This window comes from Blautia sp. LMAG:36, from assembly GCF_008680535.1.
Taxonomy (GTDB): domain Bacteria; phylum Bacillota; class Clostridia; order Lachnospirales; family Lachnospiraceae; genus Blautia_A; species Blautia_A fusiformis.
In genome coordinates, this window is record NZ_NALB01000010.1 from 316,437 (window position 1) to 334,540 (window position 18,104).

At 40.0% G+C, this 18,104-nt stretch carries 19 protein-coding genes; 17 read left to right on the forward strand and 2 right to left on the reverse strand.

The genetic code is table 11. The features are described from left to right. Positions 1–46: 46 nt before the first annotated feature. The 5 genes from CCC17_RS13945 to CCC17_RS13965 all read left to right on the forward strand — a co-directional run bounded on the left by CCC17_RS13945 (position 47) and on the right by CCC17_RS13965 (position 5,183). Entirely contained in the window at positions 47–727 is a 681-nt protein-coding gene (locus tag CCC17_RS13945; RefSeq protein WP_129975881.1) for an HAD family hydrolase, read from the forward strand. Beyond that, positions 724–1,527 carry a bifunctional hydroxymethylpyrimidine kinase/phosphomethylpyrimidine kinase gene (gene thiD, locus CCC17_RS13950; protein WP_129975883.1) on the forward strand — a complete coding sequence of 268 codons (804 nt, stop codon included), beginning with the start codon at positions 724–726 and terminating at the stop codon, positions 1,525–1,527. The genes CCC17_RS13945 and thiD overlap by 4 nt, the downstream gene beginning before the upstream one ends. A 4-nt stretch (positions 1,528–1,531) precedes the next feature. Further along, the gene (locus CCC17_RS13955; RefSeq protein WP_129975885.1) at positions 1,532–3,322 is read left to right on the forward strand and encodes an aminopeptidase P family protein; all 1,791 of its coding nucleotides are present in this window, start codon (positions 1,532–1,534) and stop codon (positions 3,320–3,322) included. Between the two features lie 101 nt (positions 3,323–3,423). Beyond that, positions 3,424–4,422 (forward strand): adenosine deaminase, encoded by a 999-nt coding sequence (gene add, locus CCC17_RS13960; protein ID WP_129975887.1) that lies wholly within the window; start codon positions 3,424–3,426, stop codon positions 4,420–4,422. Positions 4,423–4,511: 89 nt separating this feature from the next. Beyond that, complete coding sequence (locus CCC17_RS13965) at positions 4,512–5,183, forward strand: PD-(D/E)XK nuclease family transposase (RefSeq protein WP_330577347.1); 672 nt, start codon at positions 4,512–4,514, stop codon at positions 5,181–5,183. Positions 5,184–5,324: 141 nt separating this feature from the next. Here CCC17_RS13965 and CCC17_RS13970 read toward each other — a convergent pair whose 3' ends face one another. Next, entirely contained in the window at positions 5,325–6,119 is a 795-nt protein-coding gene (locus CCC17_RS13970; protein ID WP_287083283.1) for a hypothetical protein, read from the reverse strand. Next, positions 6,116–6,655: an RNA polymerase sigma factor gene (locus CCC17_RS13975; RefSeq protein ID WP_287083284.1), complete on the reverse strand. Its 540-nt coding sequence runs from the start codon at positions 6,653–6,655 to the stop codon at positions 6,116–6,118. Before CCC17_RS13975 ends, CCC17_RS13970 begins: the two co-directional genes overlap by 4 nt. A 382-nt stretch (positions 6,656–7,037) precedes the next feature. Here CCC17_RS13975 and CCC17_RS13980 point away from each other — a divergent pair, with 382 nt between their 5' ends. The 12 genes from CCC17_RS13980 to CCC17_RS14035 all read left to right on the forward strand — a co-directional run bounded on the left by CCC17_RS13980 (position 7,038) and on the right by CCC17_RS14035 (position 18,020). Beyond that, positions 7,038–7,370 (forward strand): hypothetical protein, encoded by a 333-nt coding sequence (locus CCC17_RS13980; RefSeq protein WP_330577348.1) that lies wholly within the window; start codon positions 7,038–7,040, stop codon positions 7,368–7,370. Positions 7,371–7,755: 385 nt separating this feature from the next. Continuing rightward, positions 7,756–8,295: an RNA polymerase sigma factor gene (locus CCC17_RS13985; protein ID WP_092070500.1), complete on the forward strand. Its 540-nt coding sequence runs from the start codon at positions 7,756–7,758 to the stop codon at positions 8,293–8,295. Beyond that, positions 8,289–9,395 carry a DUF4179 domain-containing protein gene (locus tag CCC17_RS13990; RefSeq protein WP_118036982.1) on the forward strand — a complete coding sequence of 369 codons (1,107 nt, stop codon included), beginning with the start codon at positions 8,289–8,291 and terminating at the stop codon, positions 9,393–9,395. The genes CCC17_RS13985 and CCC17_RS13990 overlap by 7 nt, the downstream gene beginning before the upstream one ends. A 445-nt stretch (positions 9,396–9,840) precedes the next feature. Further along, a complete protein-coding gene (locus tag CCC17_RS13995) occupies positions 9,841–10,131 on the forward strand; it encodes a hypothetical protein (protein ID WP_287083285.1) in 291 nt (96 codons plus the stop codon). 9 nt (positions 10,132–10,140) lie between these two features. After that, positions 10,141–10,509, forward strand: a complete 369-nt coding sequence (locus CCC17_RS14000) for a DUF2500 domain-containing protein (RefSeq protein ID WP_287083286.1) — start codon at positions 10,141–10,143, stop codon at positions 10,507–10,509. Positions 10,510–10,706: 197 nt separating this feature from the next. Beyond that, positions 10,707–11,372, forward strand: coding sequence for a response regulator transcription factor (locus CCC17_RS14005; protein WP_005423065.1), 666 nt, complete (start codon positions 10,707–10,709; stop codon positions 11,370–11,372). Beyond that, positions 11,369–12,790 (forward strand): sensor histidine kinase, encoded by a 1,422-nt coding sequence (locus tag CCC17_RS14010; protein ID WP_195274590.1) that lies wholly within the window; start codon positions 11,369–11,371, stop codon positions 12,788–12,790. The genes CCC17_RS14005 and CCC17_RS14010 overlap by 4 nt, the downstream gene beginning before the upstream one ends. 99 nt (positions 12,791–12,889) lie before the next feature. Next, positions 12,890–14,374, forward strand: a complete 1,485-nt coding sequence (locus CCC17_RS14015; RefSeq protein ID WP_287083287.1) for a DUF6034 family protein — start codon at positions 12,890–12,892, stop codon at positions 14,372–14,374. Positions 14,375–14,492: 118 nt separating this feature from the next. Then, complete coding sequence (locus CCC17_RS14020) at positions 14,493–15,266, forward strand: hypothetical protein (RefSeq protein ID WP_227222975.1); 774 nt, start codon at positions 14,493–14,495, stop codon at positions 15,264–15,266. An 18-nt stretch (positions 15,267–15,284) separates the two neighbouring features. After that, positions 15,285–16,013 carry an ABC transporter permease gene (locus CCC17_RS14025; RefSeq protein WP_287083288.1) on the forward strand — a complete coding sequence of 243 codons (729 nt, stop codon included), beginning with the start codon at positions 15,285–15,287 and terminating at the stop codon, positions 16,011–16,013. A 43-nt stretch (positions 16,014–16,056) separates the two neighbouring features. Then, the gene (locus CCC17_RS14030; RefSeq protein ID WP_044925097.1) at positions 16,057–16,707 is read left to right on the forward strand and encodes an ATP-binding cassette domain-containing protein; all 651 of its coding nucleotides are present in this window, start codon (positions 16,057–16,059) and stop codon (positions 16,705–16,707) included. Between the two features lie 2 nt (positions 16,708–16,709). Then, positions 16,710–18,020: a hypothetical protein gene (locus CCC17_RS14035; RefSeq protein ID WP_117592330.1), complete on the forward strand. Its 1,311-nt coding sequence runs from the start codon at positions 16,710–16,712 to the stop codon at positions 18,018–18,020. Positions 18,021–18,104 lie beyond the last annotated feature (84 nt).

An 18,104-nucleotide genomic window follows, 5' to 3' on the forward strand; every position in this document is an offset into this window, starting at 1 on the left:
GTTCCAATGACAGAGTATCACAAAAAAAATTTTCAGGAGCATAAACATGATTTTTCCTATAAAAGCCGTGATATTTGATGCAGACGGCGTCCTTCTGGATTCGCTCTCTGTTTGGAAGGAGCTTGGAAAACGATATATTACAGATCTGGGATATCAGCCGGTTGCGGAAATGGACGAAATCCTTTTTCCTATGAGTATGGAGCAGGGAGCGGACTGGCTGAAAAACAGGTTTACTCTTGCGTATTCCGAAGAAAAGATCGTGATGGATCTGAAATCCCGGATCCGTAAATACTATTTTGAAGAGGTCCCGGCAAAATCAGGTGCCAGAGAACTTCTTCAATGCCTTGCAGAACAGAAAATCCCGGCTGCGGTGGCAACCTCAAGCCCCAGGGAACATATCTGCCGGGCGCTGGAAAGAAACGGACTTCTTTCCTTTTTTGATAAAATCTATACCACCAGTGAGATCGGAGAAAGCAAACATTCTCCGAGGGTCTATCTTACAGCTGCAGAAGCACTGGGAACGGAGCCATCCCGGACGCTGGTTGTGGAGGATTCTCTCTACGCGTTGCAGACTGCCGGAAATGCAGGATTTCTGACTGCCGGTATTTATGACGCATTAGGAGAACCGGATCAGGAACAGCTGAAAAAGGATGCCTATATCTACTGTCGGGATCTGACAGAGTTACAGAACCATATATTCACAGAAAACGGAGGAAACCAAAGATGAAAACAGCATTAACCATCGCAGGCAGCGATTCCAGCGGAGGAGCCGGGATCCAGGCCGATATTAAAACCATGATGGCAAACGGAGTATACGCCATGAGTGCCATCACCGCGCTGACTGCCCAAAACACCACCGGTGTCACAGCCATCCAGAATGCAACCGCAGAGTTCCTGGGTCAGGAGCTGGACTGTATTTTTACGGATATCTTTCCGGATGCAGTAAAGATCGGAATGGTTTCCGAAAGTGATCTGATCCATATGATCGCAGGAAAGCTCCGACAGTATCGGGCAAAAAATATCGTGGTGGACCCGGTTATGGTTGCCACAAGCGGTGCAAGACTGATCAGTGAGGAGGCGGTGGATGTTCTGAAGGAAGAACTGTTTCCTCTTGCAGATCTTCTCACCCCCAATATCCCGGAAACCGAGGTGCTTACCGGACGGAAGATCAAAAGCGCCGATGATATGATCGAAGCTGCAAAACAGGTTTCCAAGCAGTATCACTGTGCAGTTCTCTGCAAGGGCGGACATAAGCTCAATGATGCCAATGATCTTCTCTATGTGAATGGAACATATCAGTGGTTTGAGGGAAAAAGGATCGATAATCCCAATACCCACGGAACAGGATGTACTCTTTCCTCGGCCATCGCATCCAACCTTGCAAAGGGATTTTCCATGGTGGAATCTGTAAACCGTGCCAAGGACTATATTTCCGGAGCCCTTGCTGCCATGCTGGATCTGGGAAAAGGAAGCGGCCCTATGGATCATGGCTTTGCGATAAAGAACAGTTATACAGAGGAGGCATAAGATTATGACAGTTACAGAACGGATCACAGCTCTTCGAAAACAAATGAAGGAAAAGGGAATCGATGCTTATCTGGTTCCGACCGATGATTTTCATGGTTCTGAGTATGTTGGGGATTATTTTAAATGCAGAAAATACATCACCGGATTTACCGGTTCTGCCGGAACTGCCGTGATCATGCAGGACATGGCCGGACTCTGGACAGACGGAAGATATTTTATCCAGGCTGCACAGCAGTTAGAGGGAACTCCGGTTACTCTGTTTAAGATGGGAGAACCGGACGTACCAACGATCCACAAATTCCTGGAAGAAAATCTGAAAGAGGGAATGTGTCTCGGCTTCGATGGCCGTACCGTAAGCGCAGAAGAAGCAGAGACGCTAGAAAAAATCCTTCAGAAAAAACAGGTACATTTTTCTGTAAATGAGGATCTCATCGGAAATATCTGGGATGATCGTCCGGCACTTTCCTGTGAACCGGTAATGGAATTATCCGAAAAATGGGCCGGAAGATCCAGAGCAGACAAGATCCGTGAGATCCGCAGCAAACTGAAAGAGAAGGGCGCAGACCTCTTTATCCTCACTTCCCTTGATGACATTGCATGGCTTTTAAATATCCGCGGAAATGATATCCACTGCTGCCCGGTAGTTCTTTCCTATCTTGTGCTGGATGACAGTGAGCTCCGTCTTTTTGTCAATGAAAAAGCCTTTTCGGATTCTGTTAAGGAAGCACTTTCCAAAGACGGTATTGCCATTTATCCATATGATGATATTTACACCTATGTACAGACGATCCCCGAAGAGAAAAAGGTATTTCTTTCCAGAAGCAATGTAAACAGCCGGCTGGTCAGCAGTATTCCAAAGACGGTAACGATCCTGGACGGTGAAAATCTGACCCTTCTCCCAAAAGCCATCAAAAATGAAACCGAAGTCCAGAATGAAAAGACTGCCCACCTCAAAGATGGCGTTGCAATGGTGAAGTTTATCCACTGGCTGAAGAAGAATGTGGGAATGAAGGAGATCACCGAGCTTTCCGCTGCTGATAAGCTCTATGAATTCCGTTCCGGACAGGAGAATTTTCAGGGAAACAGCTTTGATCCCATCATTGCCTACGGTGCACATGGAGCCATTGTCCATTACAGTGCAACAGAAGAAACCAATATTCCACTGGAGCCAAAAGGGCTGGTTCTGATGGATACAGGCGGACATTATCTGGAGGGCACTACTGATATCACCCGCACCGTTGTACTTGGCCCGGTTACTGAAAAAGAAAAAAAATATTTCACAGCAGTACTCCGTGGACACCTGAACCTGGCAGCAGCAAAATTCCGTTACGGCTGTACCGGCCTGAATCTGGATGCCCTGGCTAGAGGACCTCTCTGGGCTATGGGAGAGGATTACAACCACGGAACCGGCCATGGCGTAGGTTATCTTCTCAATGTACACGAAGGACCGCAGAGCTTCCGCTGGAAAAGCCCTGCCGCGCTTCCGGCTCCTGTTCTGGAAGAAGGGATGATCACCTCCGATGAACCGGGATATTATGCGGAAAATGAATTCGGCATCCGTCACGAAAATCTTGTAGTTTGCAAAAAAGCCGAAAAAACATCCTACGGCCAGTTTATGAAATTTGAGCCACTGACTCTGGTCCCATTTGATCTGGAAGGTGTCGATCCGGAACAGATGGAAGCAGGAGAGCGCAAATTGCTCAATCAGTATCATGCCCTTGTATACGAAAAGATTTCTCCGTATCTGAATGAAGAAGAACAATCCTGGTTAAAAAAAGCCACACAGGAAATATAACCCGGAATTCACCTTAATATTTCCTTCCGACAGATACCATAAGAAACGCAAAACCATTTCAGGGATAAGAATAAATCCAACCAGGGAGGTACTTAGCGCCTATGAAAACAGAAAATAGAATTGATCACTACATCGATCTCCACGCACATCTGGACGGCTGCATTACCACAGAGATAGCCAGAAAACTTGCCTCATTGCAGCAGATCACGCTTCCGGCTGCCACAGATGAAGAGCTTCTTTCTCTCCTTTCTGTGCCGGATACCTGCGAAAATCTCAATGATTTTCTGAAATGCTTTGACCTGCCTCTTTCCCTTCTTCAGACAGAAGAGGCATTGGAAGAGGCTGTTTATCTTATCCTTTCTGAAATGAAAGAAGACGGTGTGATCTACGCAGAACTTCGTTTTGCCCCACAGCTCCATACACAGAAGGAAATGACTCAGGAAACAGCGATCCATGCTGCATTACGTGGTCTGAAAAGAGCTCCCATCCCCGGTAATCTGATCTTATGCTGTATGCGCGGTGATCTTAACCAGAAAGAAAATCTGGAAACTCTGGAGCTGGCAAAAAAATATCTTGTTGAAGATGGCGGCGTGGTTGCTATCGATCTTGCAGGAGCCGAGGCACTCTTTCCAACAGAAAATTACGAGGCGCTTTTTGCAAAAGCAAGAGAATATCAGATTCCATTTACCATCCATGCAGGCGAGGCCGGAAATGCAGAGGATGTAAAAACAGCTGTCCATATGGGGGCAGTCAGGATCGGTCATGGTGTGAGGATCGCGGGAAATAAGGAAGTGATACAGCTTGTAAAGGATAAGGGGGTTTTTCTGGAAATGTGCCCTACAAGCAACCGCCAGACAAAAGCTATGGAAGAAATGTCTGCTTATCCGCTGAAAGCATTTCTCGAAATGGGACTTAAGGTAACCTTAAATACCGATGATCCGGCGATCGAAAGAACAACCCTTTCCCGGGAATTCCGATATATGGAATCTCTGTTAAATCTTACCCAGGAGCAGAAAAGGCTGCTGCTTCTGAATTCTGTGGAGGCAGCCTTTACTTCCAGGAACAGAAAATGGAAACTGAAAGAACAGCTTCTTTTCTGAACTGTGTGAAAACTATCAGGCGAAAGGATAGCCCTGGACACCAATTTTGAGTTGGTCTTAATTCTGAAAACCCGGAACTTCATGAGGGAATGATACGATTTGACATTATATTCTATGTCAGGATGAAGGATGGATTATCGCAGATTATTATCAATGTAGAAGCCCAAAAGGACGAACCAAATGGGTATGATATATTGAATCGGGCAATCTTTTATGTAAGCCGTATGATTTCCTCACAAAAGGAAAGAGATTTTTCAAATTCAAATTATAATGATATCAAGCGAGTTTATTCCATCTGGATTTGTATGAATATGCCGGAAAATAGTCTGGAACACATTCACCTGGTGAAAGATAGTATTGTAAATTCCCATGCATGGAAAGGCAAACTGGACTTGGTTAATATCGTAATGATCGGACTTGCCAAAGAACTTCCGAAGCATGAGGAGAAATATGAATTACATAGATTACTGGGAGCATTGTTATCTCAGGATTTAACAGCAAACGAAAAACTGGATATCATTGGAAATGAATATGCAATTCCAATGGAAAAGGATTTTAGAGAGGATGTGAGTATTATGTGTAATTTGAGCCAGAAAATTAAAGAGACTGGAATTGAAACCGGAATTGAGATGGGTAAACGGGAAATGATTATGAAAATGTACAACAAAGGTTATACAGCTGCTCAGATCGCGGATGTAGCTGAAATGGACGAAAAAAAGATAAAAGATATCATAAAAAATGCTGAATTGTTGACAGTATAAAAGATTGAACAGAACTATAAAAGTTCTGGACAGCTACACTATCTGTAAATTATAACATATTATGTATCAGCTGCGATACAGGTATTTCCACAACAGTTACAAAAAGATGGTGAACCGGACTGAATCCACCATCTTTTTTCTTTATCTTCTGTTATTAATAACCTCTCTCGCCATATCTGCAAGTTCTCCGGCAGATAATTTTCCATCTATTTGCAGCAAATCATACTGGATGCCATCCTTATTCCAGTTAACGCTTTGAACCTGACTGACTTCAATCTGAGAAGCACTGTCATCGTAACTGAATACAACTTTTCCACTGGACTGGTCTTTTTTATCTTGTTCTGTCAATTCGTAATCATCTGATACCACTTTATTTATATAATGTACATAATACAAATTTGTTCCATTTACAGTGGCAATAATATCACCTGACGGAGTAAGTTTTGAGTTAAATTTCTGCTGTTCAAACAATACAACATCTCCATTCTTCTGATAATCAAAGGACACAGATTTAAAATTCTCAATTACATTTGCATTGCCATCCTTAAAACTGTTTTTTATAATATTGCCCTCTTTGAAGCAGTACCCGTTCTCAAAGGTATCAATCAATACCGGTCTATACCCAATATCCTTTGTAATCTGTTCTGACGTTGGAAGAGATGTATAATCAGCACGTGATGCAGATGAACCTGTCCACATTGAAATCTTTCCTGTTGCTGCCATAGCAGTAACTCCAATTGTAAGTGTTGCAGCTATCAACAAAGGTAATATTTTCTTTTTTGATCTCATAGTCGTTTGCTTCCTTTCTGTATCTGCGAAGTCAAGTTTTGCATAAACTCTCTGTCTGATATTCTCTGTATCAATATCAAGAGCATTGCAGGAAGTATCTGCCTGTTTTTGTATTCCCAATTCTTTAAGCAAATTTTTTCTTCTCATAATTTTTCCTCCGCATCCGATAACATTTTTCTGAGTTTTCTTTTTCCTCTTGAAAGTCTGGTCTTAACTGTAGAAATATTAAGTCCCATTGCTTTTGAAATATCCTTGATTTTTTCATCAAATTTATACCGCCTTACAAAAATCTCGCTGTCAGGTTCGCCAAGGCTCATAACTGTTTCCCTTACATAATTATTGTGAAAATTCTCTTCCATGAAATTTTTGCCATCTGACAGTTCAATATCTTCAAGAGATGTATGATCCATCTTTCTGTTTATCCGTTTCAGAGCAAAATTCCGGGCAACAGCAGCAAGATATGACCGTAATGTACCTTTCTGCAAATCTATCCTCCCGGTATTCTTCCAAAGTACAACAAACACATCTGCCACAATTTCTTCAATATCCTCTTTCGGCAGTGAATTGCCGGCCATATGATACAAAACAGTACTCAAATACGGCGTATAAATTCGGATTGCTTCATCTATGGAATTTTTTTCTCTGTTCCTGAGACGCTGCAAAAGTTCTGCTTCATCTGTCATATCAATCCTACTTTCTTTTTAATATTTTCAAAAATTAAAAGCTTTTAACCTTTACATTCTTATATATCCTGTCAAAGAGCAAAAAGTTTCAATTTTAGAAAATTATGATATTGATACACCACTTTACAACTTTTTTATAAAAAAATATCGTACAGGATTTCCTGATGCATAATGAATTTGGTATAAAACATTACAAAGGAAAGTGACCCTGTACGGCAAAAACATTATACAGCGAAAAAAGCACTGATAGGTAGACTTCAGCAATATTTTTTGATCTATTTTGAAACTTTTTCTGTTCCGACAGCAGATACCTTATTTCTGCTGATATTATCTATACTGAGCCGCACACAACGGTTCCAACTATCTGAATGGACACTGCTTTGTGAGAGTCATGCTCTGCGTACCTGTCTGGAATGGAGATAAAGTATCTCATCTTTCCGTTCCTCTTGGTTATCGTATGTGGCAGAAAAAAGAGTCTAAACTGGAACTGGCAGCCTCCATGATCCGGCAGGTTATGCCTGAATTTCACAGCAAAGATCATGTCATCATCCCTTGTGACAGCTGGTATACAAAACAGAACCTGGTATCCATCGTTGATGAATATCCGAATCCGGATCTGATTGGCAATGCAAGGAGTGATTCTGTCATGTATGATCTTACTTATGTCTATTTTTTTGTTTGTAAAATTTCTGAAAATATTCTGGTGAAATGGTAGTATAATACGGAGAATGAAAAAAACGTAAGAGAGTAAAAATGAAACTACCGGATAAATTAGCACCGTTTCTGGAATTATTGCACATATACAGAGAAACTGGGTGAGAAAACAGTAAAAGCATATCGGATTGATTTAAGCAGTGTTTTGTTTTTGTCGCCTGTGAAAAGCAAGACAAAGAGAAGCTTGAGGAATATATTACGGAATTACATAAAAAATACAAACATAAACAGAACAGCGATTAAAAAAAGTAGATATTTCGTTGGCAATGGAAGAGGCAACGGAAAAAAATACTTTTATGAGAACCGATTTCCTTTCCGATGCATCTAATTAGTGTAAAAGTAAACATGAGTAGTAATCCAGCTGGACAAAAGGAGAAGACAAAGTTATGACAAAAGATGTATTTATTAAGGAGGTTCGGGATGCAGAAGCCATGCTGTATCATATATCGAAGTCCATTCTGAAGAATGACTCTGATTGTGGGGATGCTGTGCAGGAAACAATTCTTAAGGCATATGAAAAACTTTCCACTTTAAAGAAAGAAAAATATTTCCGAACATGGATCACAAGGATATTGATCAATGAATGCAAAGGGATTCTTCGGAAAAGAAAAAATGTTATTCCATATGAAGAATATATGGACAATATGAAAATGACTGAGGAGGACAGATACAGTCATTTGTATATGGCGATTATGGAACTTCCGGAGGATCTGAGGGTTTTGGTAACATTGTATTATTTAGAAGGATTTTCCTTGAAAGAGATCAGTGAGGCTCTGGATATTCCGGAAGGAACGATCAAAAGCAGACTTTCACGTGCAAGAGAGTTTTTGAAGGTGCAGTTATCCGAAGAAGAGAAAAGACCGGCAACTGGGAAAAACAGCAAGCAATTAAAGAGAATAACAGGAAAGGGGAAAATGTCATGTTAGAGAAGAAATGGAATAATATCGCACCGGAAGTACCACAGGATTTTCATAATAAATTTGAAGATACACTAAAACAGATTGAACAGGCGGATTCAGTTGATAAAAAATACAAAAGAAAAAAAATCAGTGGACGATTATTGATTGCAGCAGCAGTAATCTGTACTGGTATGGCTGTCACTGTGGCTGCAAAAGAGTTCTTTAAATGGAGTGATTACCTGGTGAAAAGACTGAATCCATCGGAGGAACAGCAGGAGACACTGCAGGAATCAACTTATATTCAGAATATAGACCAGTCTGTAACACAAAATGGTGTGACGGTTACCCTGACAGATTCTATTCAGGATCAGGGATTCCTGTATGCTTTTTTTGAAGTGAAAACAGATGACAGTATTTCTATGACTGATCATACTTCTTTTGAGGAGATGACACATTTTAAGATCGATGGAAAAGAAGTATATGCAGTGGACGATAACAGATTTGGAAGTTTCAATACTGGGGTAGGACAGGATGTGTTACTGAAAACAGATCAAAATTCTGCACATCTTAAATATTTTAACGCCTGTATATCTTATGACGGTGATTATGATCTGAGTAATAAAACAGTAGAAATCACATTAAAGAATCTTACGGAGGAAGGAGATTATGATACGACTGTTATTACAGATGGAACATGGGATTTTAAATGGACTCTGGGTGCAGTAAAGCCTCCGACAACTCTGGAAGTGAACCGGAAATGTGATTTTGGAGGTTATGAAATCACAGTGAAAAAAATGGAAGTAACGCCCCTTTTATGGTCATTATATCTTGATTATGATGAAGCTATGAAGGTGTATGAAGATGAAAAAAACAAATTTGAGTACGCAGGTACGGATTATGGCATGGATCTTTATGCCAGAACTAGTATTGACCAGGTGCGTTATAAAGATGGAACGGTTTTAACACTTGATAGGACCATGGGAGGCATCGCTGGCGGTGGAGAAAAACAGGATAAGGAAAATGGTGTCATGATCATCAGAAACAGCTTCCCGCAACTGGTTGATGTAGATAACCTGCAGGCGGTACATTTTGGGAACATTGACCAGTGGCTTGAAGTGCGGGAATAAAAGTTTTTTCGGTGATACAGAAAAATCCTCCCATAATTAGAGAATGAGAAAATACAAAAAGAACCGATACAAGGTCTTTGCAAGACTGATATCGGTTCTTTTTGGCTAAGTCTGCCAACTGTAAAATTTTGTTTATATATTAACGCATCCTGTTCATGTACAGGAAACGGATTCTAACGTATACTGAAATTATTGATTACAAGGTCTACATGAACTGCAAATACAGATTCCGGGTTATATCCGGAAGCCATATTTTGCACTTACCGGTAAAATCTGTAATAGTTGGCATAAAAATTCATTACATATTCGATATAAGCTTTAAATCTTTTCATTGTCTGTTCCTCCTTACTTTATCTTATGGCTGTATTATAAAGCAGGTTGACCGGGAATTCATGCCAAATAGAAAGAAAAAACAGACAAATCTTGCCAAAAAAGGAGTGGGTAAATGTTTCCTGTATATGAGGAGAAAAAAGAAAAGATGACAGATATGAAATCATCAAGAGAAAAAATCTGGATGAACGATGCAAAGCCATTTGGTTATGAGATTCTGGATATAAAAATTGGTGGCGTAATTACAAGACTTAAAAGTACAGGATACCGGATTGACAATTATCTGAATGGAAATGTGCTTCGTCTGGAAGAGGAAAGACTTCCCTATTTTACCAAAGGAATGGACAAGCGGGAGAACTTATGGAATCGCATCATCAGTGGATGCGATTTGAATGACACGATCTGATAAAGGTAAATGAAAGGAATCAGGCTACGTATGAAAATTCTAGTGATTTTAATAATTTTTGTATTTGCATTGTCTCTCTTTCGAATGATTCTGGAATGGAGTAAAAATAATAATTCTTCCGTAGAATCTGTGGATGCTGTTGTATCAGAAAAAATAGGGGAAATATATCAGCAGCAGATACCAAATGCAGGTGACCCGACAGGAAGTCATGGTTTTACAGTGCATGATATCCCCAGCTTTAAAATCAAATTCCGCATGACGGACTATACAGAAAAAGAATTTGATGTTGACAAGAAAGCATTTAAAAATATAAAAAAAGGAGATTCCGGAGTGCTGACTTATCAGGGATGCAGATATTTGGGATTCATAAAAGACTGATTATTTGCTCCCAGATGTTCTCACCAGCGTTATAAACGATCAGAAAATAACGGTTTATACAGGAAATCAAAACTATTCTCACAGAATGGTTTTGGTTTCCTTTTTTGCTGTTACAAATCAGTTACAACTGCATTATAGAATTTAATGTATAATTAACCTGTGAAAAGATAGTTATAAAAACATGTGAGGTAATAATTATGAAGGCAAGAATTCTTGTGATAGAAGACGAAATGTCAATCAATGACCTGCTATGTATGAATTTGGAGATTGCAGGGTATGAAACAGTGGGATATCTGGATGGAAATGAGGCATATGAAGCAATTATTCAAGATCATGCGTTTCAGTGTGCACTTGTAGATATCATGCTTCCCGGAAGAGACGGATATAGCCTGTTACCGAAACTGAAGCAGTATGAAATCCCCGTAATATTTCTTACCGCAAAGGGAGATATCGCGAGCAAGATAAAGGGATTAAAAGACGGTGCAGAAGATTATATTGTAAAACCATTTGAAATGCTGGAAGTGATGGTCCGTCTTGAAAAAGTACTGGAACGTAATGGCACTGTACAAGAACAGATTCAAATTGGTGATGTCATCATTGATACTGCTAGTCGTACTGTTACAAAAATGGGCATGGAAATCTATTTAAAGCCAATGGAATATAACTGCCTCATGGTGTTCGCCAAAAATCCGAATAAAGCACTGACCAGGAATCAGATTCTGCAGGAACTGTGGAATGAAGAGTTCTGCGGAGAAACAAGAACTGTGGATGCACATGTGGGTCGTATCAGGAAAAAGCTTGGCTGGCAGGATAAGATTAAAACAATTCCCAGAATCGGTTACAGACTTGAGGTGGATTTATGAAACTCTTAATAAAGATCTTTTCTCAGACTACATGTATCATTTTGTTGGTATCGTCAGGGATCTTTCTCTATACCACTTATTGTTGGAAAAATCAGAGTATACAGAATATCAACAGTTATGAAAGCAGTATATTCAGAACAAATATCTTACAGTTTGAAAATAAAACAAGCCTTTCTGACAATCAGAAACAGAATGCCGACAACGAAATGCGCCCCCAAATAGTTACTTATGCTTTTCGGCAGGTTTTTCATGACAGCGCGGTTTTATATCTTGATGGAAAAATGATCTATAATGGAACTGTTTATGAATTCGATGTAAAAAAGTTAAGAGAATTATGTGAAAGTAAGGCAAACATGGTGGATCATGGCAGCAACAGTGACGGTCATGGCCCTATGATCAGTCAGATAAATGGAAGGACACTTTTGTTATTTTACTATGGCAATGTAAATATGGGATATCAGATTGTTACTTATAAAGATATAACAGATGTAATAGAAAAAAGTCATCTGCTGTTTTTTCAGACGGGTGGATTTACTTTATCTTTGATCGTGGTGATGGGAATTGTCCTTTATTTGAGCCTTCGAAAAATCACAGCACCGCTTACAAGCCTAAGAGAAGCTACGCTTCTTGTTTCTGAAGGTATTTATGATTTTAAAGTACCGTCAGAGGGCAATACAGAACTTGCGCAGGTAGGTGCAACCTTTAATTTTATGACAGGTAAAATAAAAGAACAAATTGAAAGTCTTTCTAACATAAACCGGACACAAAAACAGCTTATTGGAAGTCTGGCTCATGAGCTGAAGACCCCAATGACTGCAATCATAGGCTATGCAGATACATTGCTTACTGTGCGCCTAACCCCGGAAAGGCAGGAGAAGGCTCTGATTTATATTGAAAATGAATGTCGCAGGCTTTCAAGACTTTCTATGAAAATGCTGGAATTAACCGGACTCTACGAAGCTTCGGAAGACTCATTCAATCCAGCTGAAATACAGGTGGATAATTTCCTGAAAGAAGTAAAAGAACTCATTGATTGCAGGCTTCAAGAAAAAAACATCTCTCTTGATGTATTTTGTGAACCAAAAGAATTGGTAAAGAAGTTCGATCAGGACTTAATGATAAGTGTAGTGACAAATCTAATTGATAATGCAGTCAAAGCTTCCAGGAAAGAATCTAAAATTGTGCTTGAGGCAACCCCAGACCATCTGATGGTTCAGGATTTTGGAAAGGGAATACCGAAAGAGGATCTGGAAATGGTGACGGAACCATTTTATATGGTAGACAAATCTCGTTCCAGGGCAAAAGGAAGTGTAGGGCTCGGTCTTTCTTTATGTCAGAAAATTATAGAACTGCACGATTTCCAACTGAAGATTGAAAGCAATCCGGGAAAAGGAACTACCGTCTCTGTTTTCTGGTAATCACACTAACGTTTACATATCAGTTACAAATCGCGAAAGATTTGGTGTAATGCTCGATGATATACTTATAACAACCTTAGAAAGGAGATTTTACCAGAAATGAGAAAAAATATTAAAAAGTTTGCAGGAATAGTGCTTTGTATTGGAATGTTTACAGGATGCGCACAGACCCCGGATTCTTCTTTGGTAAAGCCGAAGGGGAGCAAGGCTGTAGATGCTTATACGGAAGCGGATGATGTTAGCGGTTCTAAAGGAGAAGCATCTGAAAGCAAGAACGATGACGGTTCAGAGTCAAAGACAACCATCAGGAATCTCATTGATGCTCCTCAAAATTATAAAAGCCATGTGGAAGATGACAGTGCCAAGCTCGTGGTAAATACAGATGCAAGCGTAGAAATTCCGGAAGTGGAAAAGATATCTGCTATTTCTGTCACCGCGGCAGAAGTTACCCAGGAGCTTCTCGACCGTATTACAAACGCATTCTTCTCAGAGGCAAAACTTTATACCATGGATAGTTATTACGTGAAGACAAAGGATGAAATTAAAAAAACTCTGGATGAACTAAAAGAAGACGTTGCAAACGGAAACCTGGATCCGTATAACTATGGAACAGATGATGATGGGAATTATGTCTATGATATCTATGAAGATATTGAGACATGGGAACAGGAATATGAAACTGCTCCGGAAAAGAAAACCCTGACAGAGGCAAAACCTGTTGCCGGAAATCCTTTCGATTGTATTGCACAAATGCCAGACGATTCACAATACTATTATAAAATATCTTCCGCTGGCTCCGATACCTTGTCAGTCAAGATCAAGAAAGCAGCAAACAAGGGCGGGGAAAAAATACCGGAGGATGCAATGTGGTGTGATTACGGATATTCTGAAGAGGAAGAAAAACCCACAGAAGAATCTATCGGGCTGTCCCTGGATGAAGCAAAAAAACTTGTAAAGGAAAAAGTTGAAAAAATGGGCATCACAGATTTACAGTTTTCTAACTGGAATTACGCGGTGTGCAAAAGTTTTGAAGGCGATAATAGTTCAGGTAATTTTGGAAAAGGATATAGAATTGATTATGCACGTACCATAAATGGTGTGCCGGTAACTCAGACAATTGCAGACGGTGGGGCATTGGAAGATATGGACAGCACAATGGAAACATGGTCTTATGAAAGTCTCTGTTTCTATGTCGATAAAGATGGCATAGAAAGCATGACTTATTCAAATCCCTACACAATTGGTAAAATAAAGACAGAGAATTTAAATCTTCTTTCATTCAGCGAGGTTATGAAAATTTATGAAAAAATGATGGTGGTAACAAACGCTGATAATATGCAATATGAAAATTCCAGGGTCTATAATATTGATCGGATCGTTCTTGGCTATGCCAGAATATATGAGCCGTCTACTGACGCACACACAGGTATTTTGATCCCCGTCTGGGATTTTTTCGGCAGCATGACTTCAGAAAGTGAATATAACGGAGAAACAGAATCAAATACCAGTAAAGATCCGAATGAAAGCTTCCTTACCATTAATGCCGTGGATGGCAGTATTATAAACCGGAATCTGGGTTACTGACATGAGACAGGTATTTGGAATTGTAAGGTACAATTTCTTCGGATTTTTACGCAATCCCAAAGTTATTTTTATATTTCTGTTAGAATTTGTACTTAGTTTCCTGCTTACAGGCAGAATCATGGTTGTAATGGAGACCTACGATACACCGGTACAGGCCATTGAACCATTTATCTGGACATTTGGGGATGGGATAGCAGTACTGTCCAGTTCGCTGCTCTTGCTTCTTATGTTTTCTGACCTGCCGAAGATGACACCTATTACTCCGTACCAGCTGACCCGGACAACCAAGAGGAAATGGCTTTTAGGTCAATTCATTTATGTTATTCTTGTAACTGTTTTATATACGGTTTTGATGCTGTTGTTTACGGCCGTGCTGTGTATGAAAAAGAGTTATCCAGGTAACCTGTGGAGCGAAACTGCGGCTATGCTTGGTTATTCAGAGTTAGGAAAAAACCTGCAGGTCCCTTCTACAGTAAGGGTCATGGAAAGTATCTCACCCTATGGCTGTATGCTGCAGGTTTTCTTCCTTCTGTTTTGTTATTCGCTGACCTTAAGCTTTGTAATCCTTGTAGGAAATCTCTATAAAGGGAAGACTAAGGGGATGATTTTTGGCCTTCTTTACAGTGTTTTTGGTTTTTTATTGGACCCGAAAGTACTGGCTGCAATTTTACATAAAGAAAAATACGAAATGTATCAGGTAAATGTATTAATCTGCTGGATCAGTCCTCTGAACCAGGCAGTATACGGAAAACATAACTTGGGTTATGATCCATTGCTCCCGAAAATCCCGCATTCCTATATGTTTTTTCTGGGTATTTTAGTTCTTCTTGCAGTTTTTGCAATTAACCGGATGAAAAAATATACCTTTGAATTTCTTGGAGAAAAGACATGATCGGAAGGGGGAAAACCTATGTGGGGTGAAACAAAACGTATGTTTTTTAATAAGAATTTTCTGGCAGCATGGCTGATAGCCTGCATTTCCATAGCCATTGGACAGACTTATCCCAGCTTAAAAAAAGCACTGACATGTGGTACTTTTATCAGTATACTGGAAGGTTCCTTAAAAAGTCAGGCAGTATCTTTTGCCATTCCGGTAGCAGCCGTATTGCCATGGAGTGATTCCATTCTGCAAGAATATAAAAGTGGATTTTTAAAGGAGATACTTCCCAGAACGACTCGCAGACAGTATATCGAAGGTAAAGTTTTTTCCATTATGGTATCTGGTTTTATGGTCTGGACGTTATCTATACTAACGGTACTTTTTATCAATTTTATTGTGTTCTATCCGCTGGAGATACAGGGTGCTATTCAGAAAGAAGCACTTCTGGACTTGCTCATGAAGGCATTCCGGACAGGACTTATCGGAAGTATCATAAGTACTTTCGGTGGAAGCTGCGGGATTTTATGGGATTCTGCTTACATGGTATATGGAATCCCTTTTGTAAGCTTCTATTTCGGAATTATTCTTTATGACCGCTATTTTAAAAATCAGATATGGTTTTATCCAGTAGAATGGATACTGGCTGATAAAAATTGGGGACCGGACAAAATAGGAGTTTGGCTATTTCTACTGTTGTTTTTATTAGTAATGCTGGGAATTCTGGGAGGTGTTTTATATGGAAGATTGGAAGAAATCTGAAGGGACATTTAATCTGGCCTGTGATCCGCAAAGAGTAAGTGGAATGATGCAGAACACCTGCGTAAAAATAGAACACGTGACCAAACGTTTCGGTGAAGACATCGTGTTACAGGAAGTAAATCTTTCCTTGAAAACAGGGAACGTCTATGGGATTGTTGGAAATAACGGTTCCGGAAAGACCGTCCTTATGAAATGCATCTGTGGGTTTCTCCCTGTAACTACGGGCACTATTTTTGTATTTGGAAAAAAAATAGGCCATGATGTGGATTTTCCTGAAAGTCTTGGAGTTATTATCGAGACTCCCGGTTTTCTTACACAATATACGGGCTTTAAAAATCTGGAGATCCTGGCAGACATGAATGGCCGGATCTCGAAGGCCGATATCCGCATAGTCTTAAAAAGGGTAGGATTGGATCCGGACATGAAGAAACCAGTCGGAAAATATTCCCTTGGAATGCGTCAACGCCTTGGTATTGCACAGGCCATTATGGAAGATCCTCTGTTTTTGATCCTGGATGAGCCGTTTAATGGACTGGATAAACATGGCGTGGAAGAAATAAGAGAACTGCTGCTGGATTTAAAAGCAGCAGGAAAAACCATTTTGTTGGCAAGCCATAATGAAGAGGACATCAGAATCTTATGTGACCACGTATATGAAATGGATGGAGGAATCTTAAGAGAAAGGACTGCCTGATAATGAAAAATTTATTTGTAAAAACGGCATTAGTATTGTGTACGACAATAATATTTCTTCCAGCTACCGTTTTTGCCACAGAGCCTCAAAACACGGAAGTTACATCTGCTGAAGAAGGATTTACGGACTCAGATCCGTCCGTATCTTATGAGAATGACAACTCGTTAACCCTTGATGAAAAAGAGGATGAATCTACGAGTACCGAACCTCCGAGTACCGAACCTCCGGCAGAGGATGAAAAGACTCCTGATAAAGCTGATACCGATAAAGAAAATCCGGATCCGGATATTTTTACATCAGGAGATGACTTTGGTGATGGTTCTAAATCGAATCCTTTTCATGTTGTAATAGACAGTGATAATCCGGAAGACGGTGACGCCCCGCAGATAACAGATCCGGTTATAGACAACGGGTATTCGGGCGGTGGGGGAGGAGGTAATTCAACATCAGACTCATCAAGTGAAAAAATATTACATAAACCGCAGGTATTATTAGAAGACAGCAATCTTTCAGGTGGACGATTGGAGGCTGGTTCTACAACAGAAATGTCGCTGACATTTCGAAATAAAAGCTGCAGTCAAAATGTATTTGGTTTAAAAATTTCCCTTTCTACAGAGAACAAAGGAATCGAATTTGAGAAAAACTCTTTTTATGTACAAGTCCTGGCTCCTGGTGAAGCAATTACTTTGGAACAGATGATTACTATAACAGAAAACTGTGATCCTGGCCAGGCTGTCATTACTTTTTCTCTGGATTATGAAGATTCGAAAGCAACGGCAACCACCGGTACAGAATTACTGTCTTTTCAGATCATCCAACCGGTTCGTGTTAAGCTGGAAGCTTCAGATATTCCATCTGTTTTATACACTATGGATACAGTAGAGATCCCGGTAAAAGCAATGAATCTCGGAAGAGACAAAATATACAATGCAAGTGTCAGCTTAAAGGCTGATGAATTAAGTTCAAACGATACTGCATTCTTAGGGACCATAGAGGCCGGAGATTTATCCCAGGGAAGTCTTCGCATATATGTAAAAGGAAAAACAGGAAAATGTGCAGGTCAATTAATTCTTACGTATGAGGATGCCGATGGCAAATCATATGAGGAAGAAATAAAATTTGATTCTGAAATCAAAGAAACCCAGATAAAGTCCTTAAAGGTTGAAGATGACCAGGAGAAAACCAATAATTGGTGGTATTCCATAGCTGCAGTTGTTGCAGTACTGCTTATTTCCATAATCCTGCTTCTGGTCAGAAAGCTTCATAAGAAAAATATCCTTCTTGAAGAAGCGAGAAAGGCGGCTTCTCATTGAAAAGAAAAAAAATAGACAGCTTTACCTTATTTGTCATACTTCTGCTGGCATTGATACTTACATTATTAGGAGTGCTACTGGCAG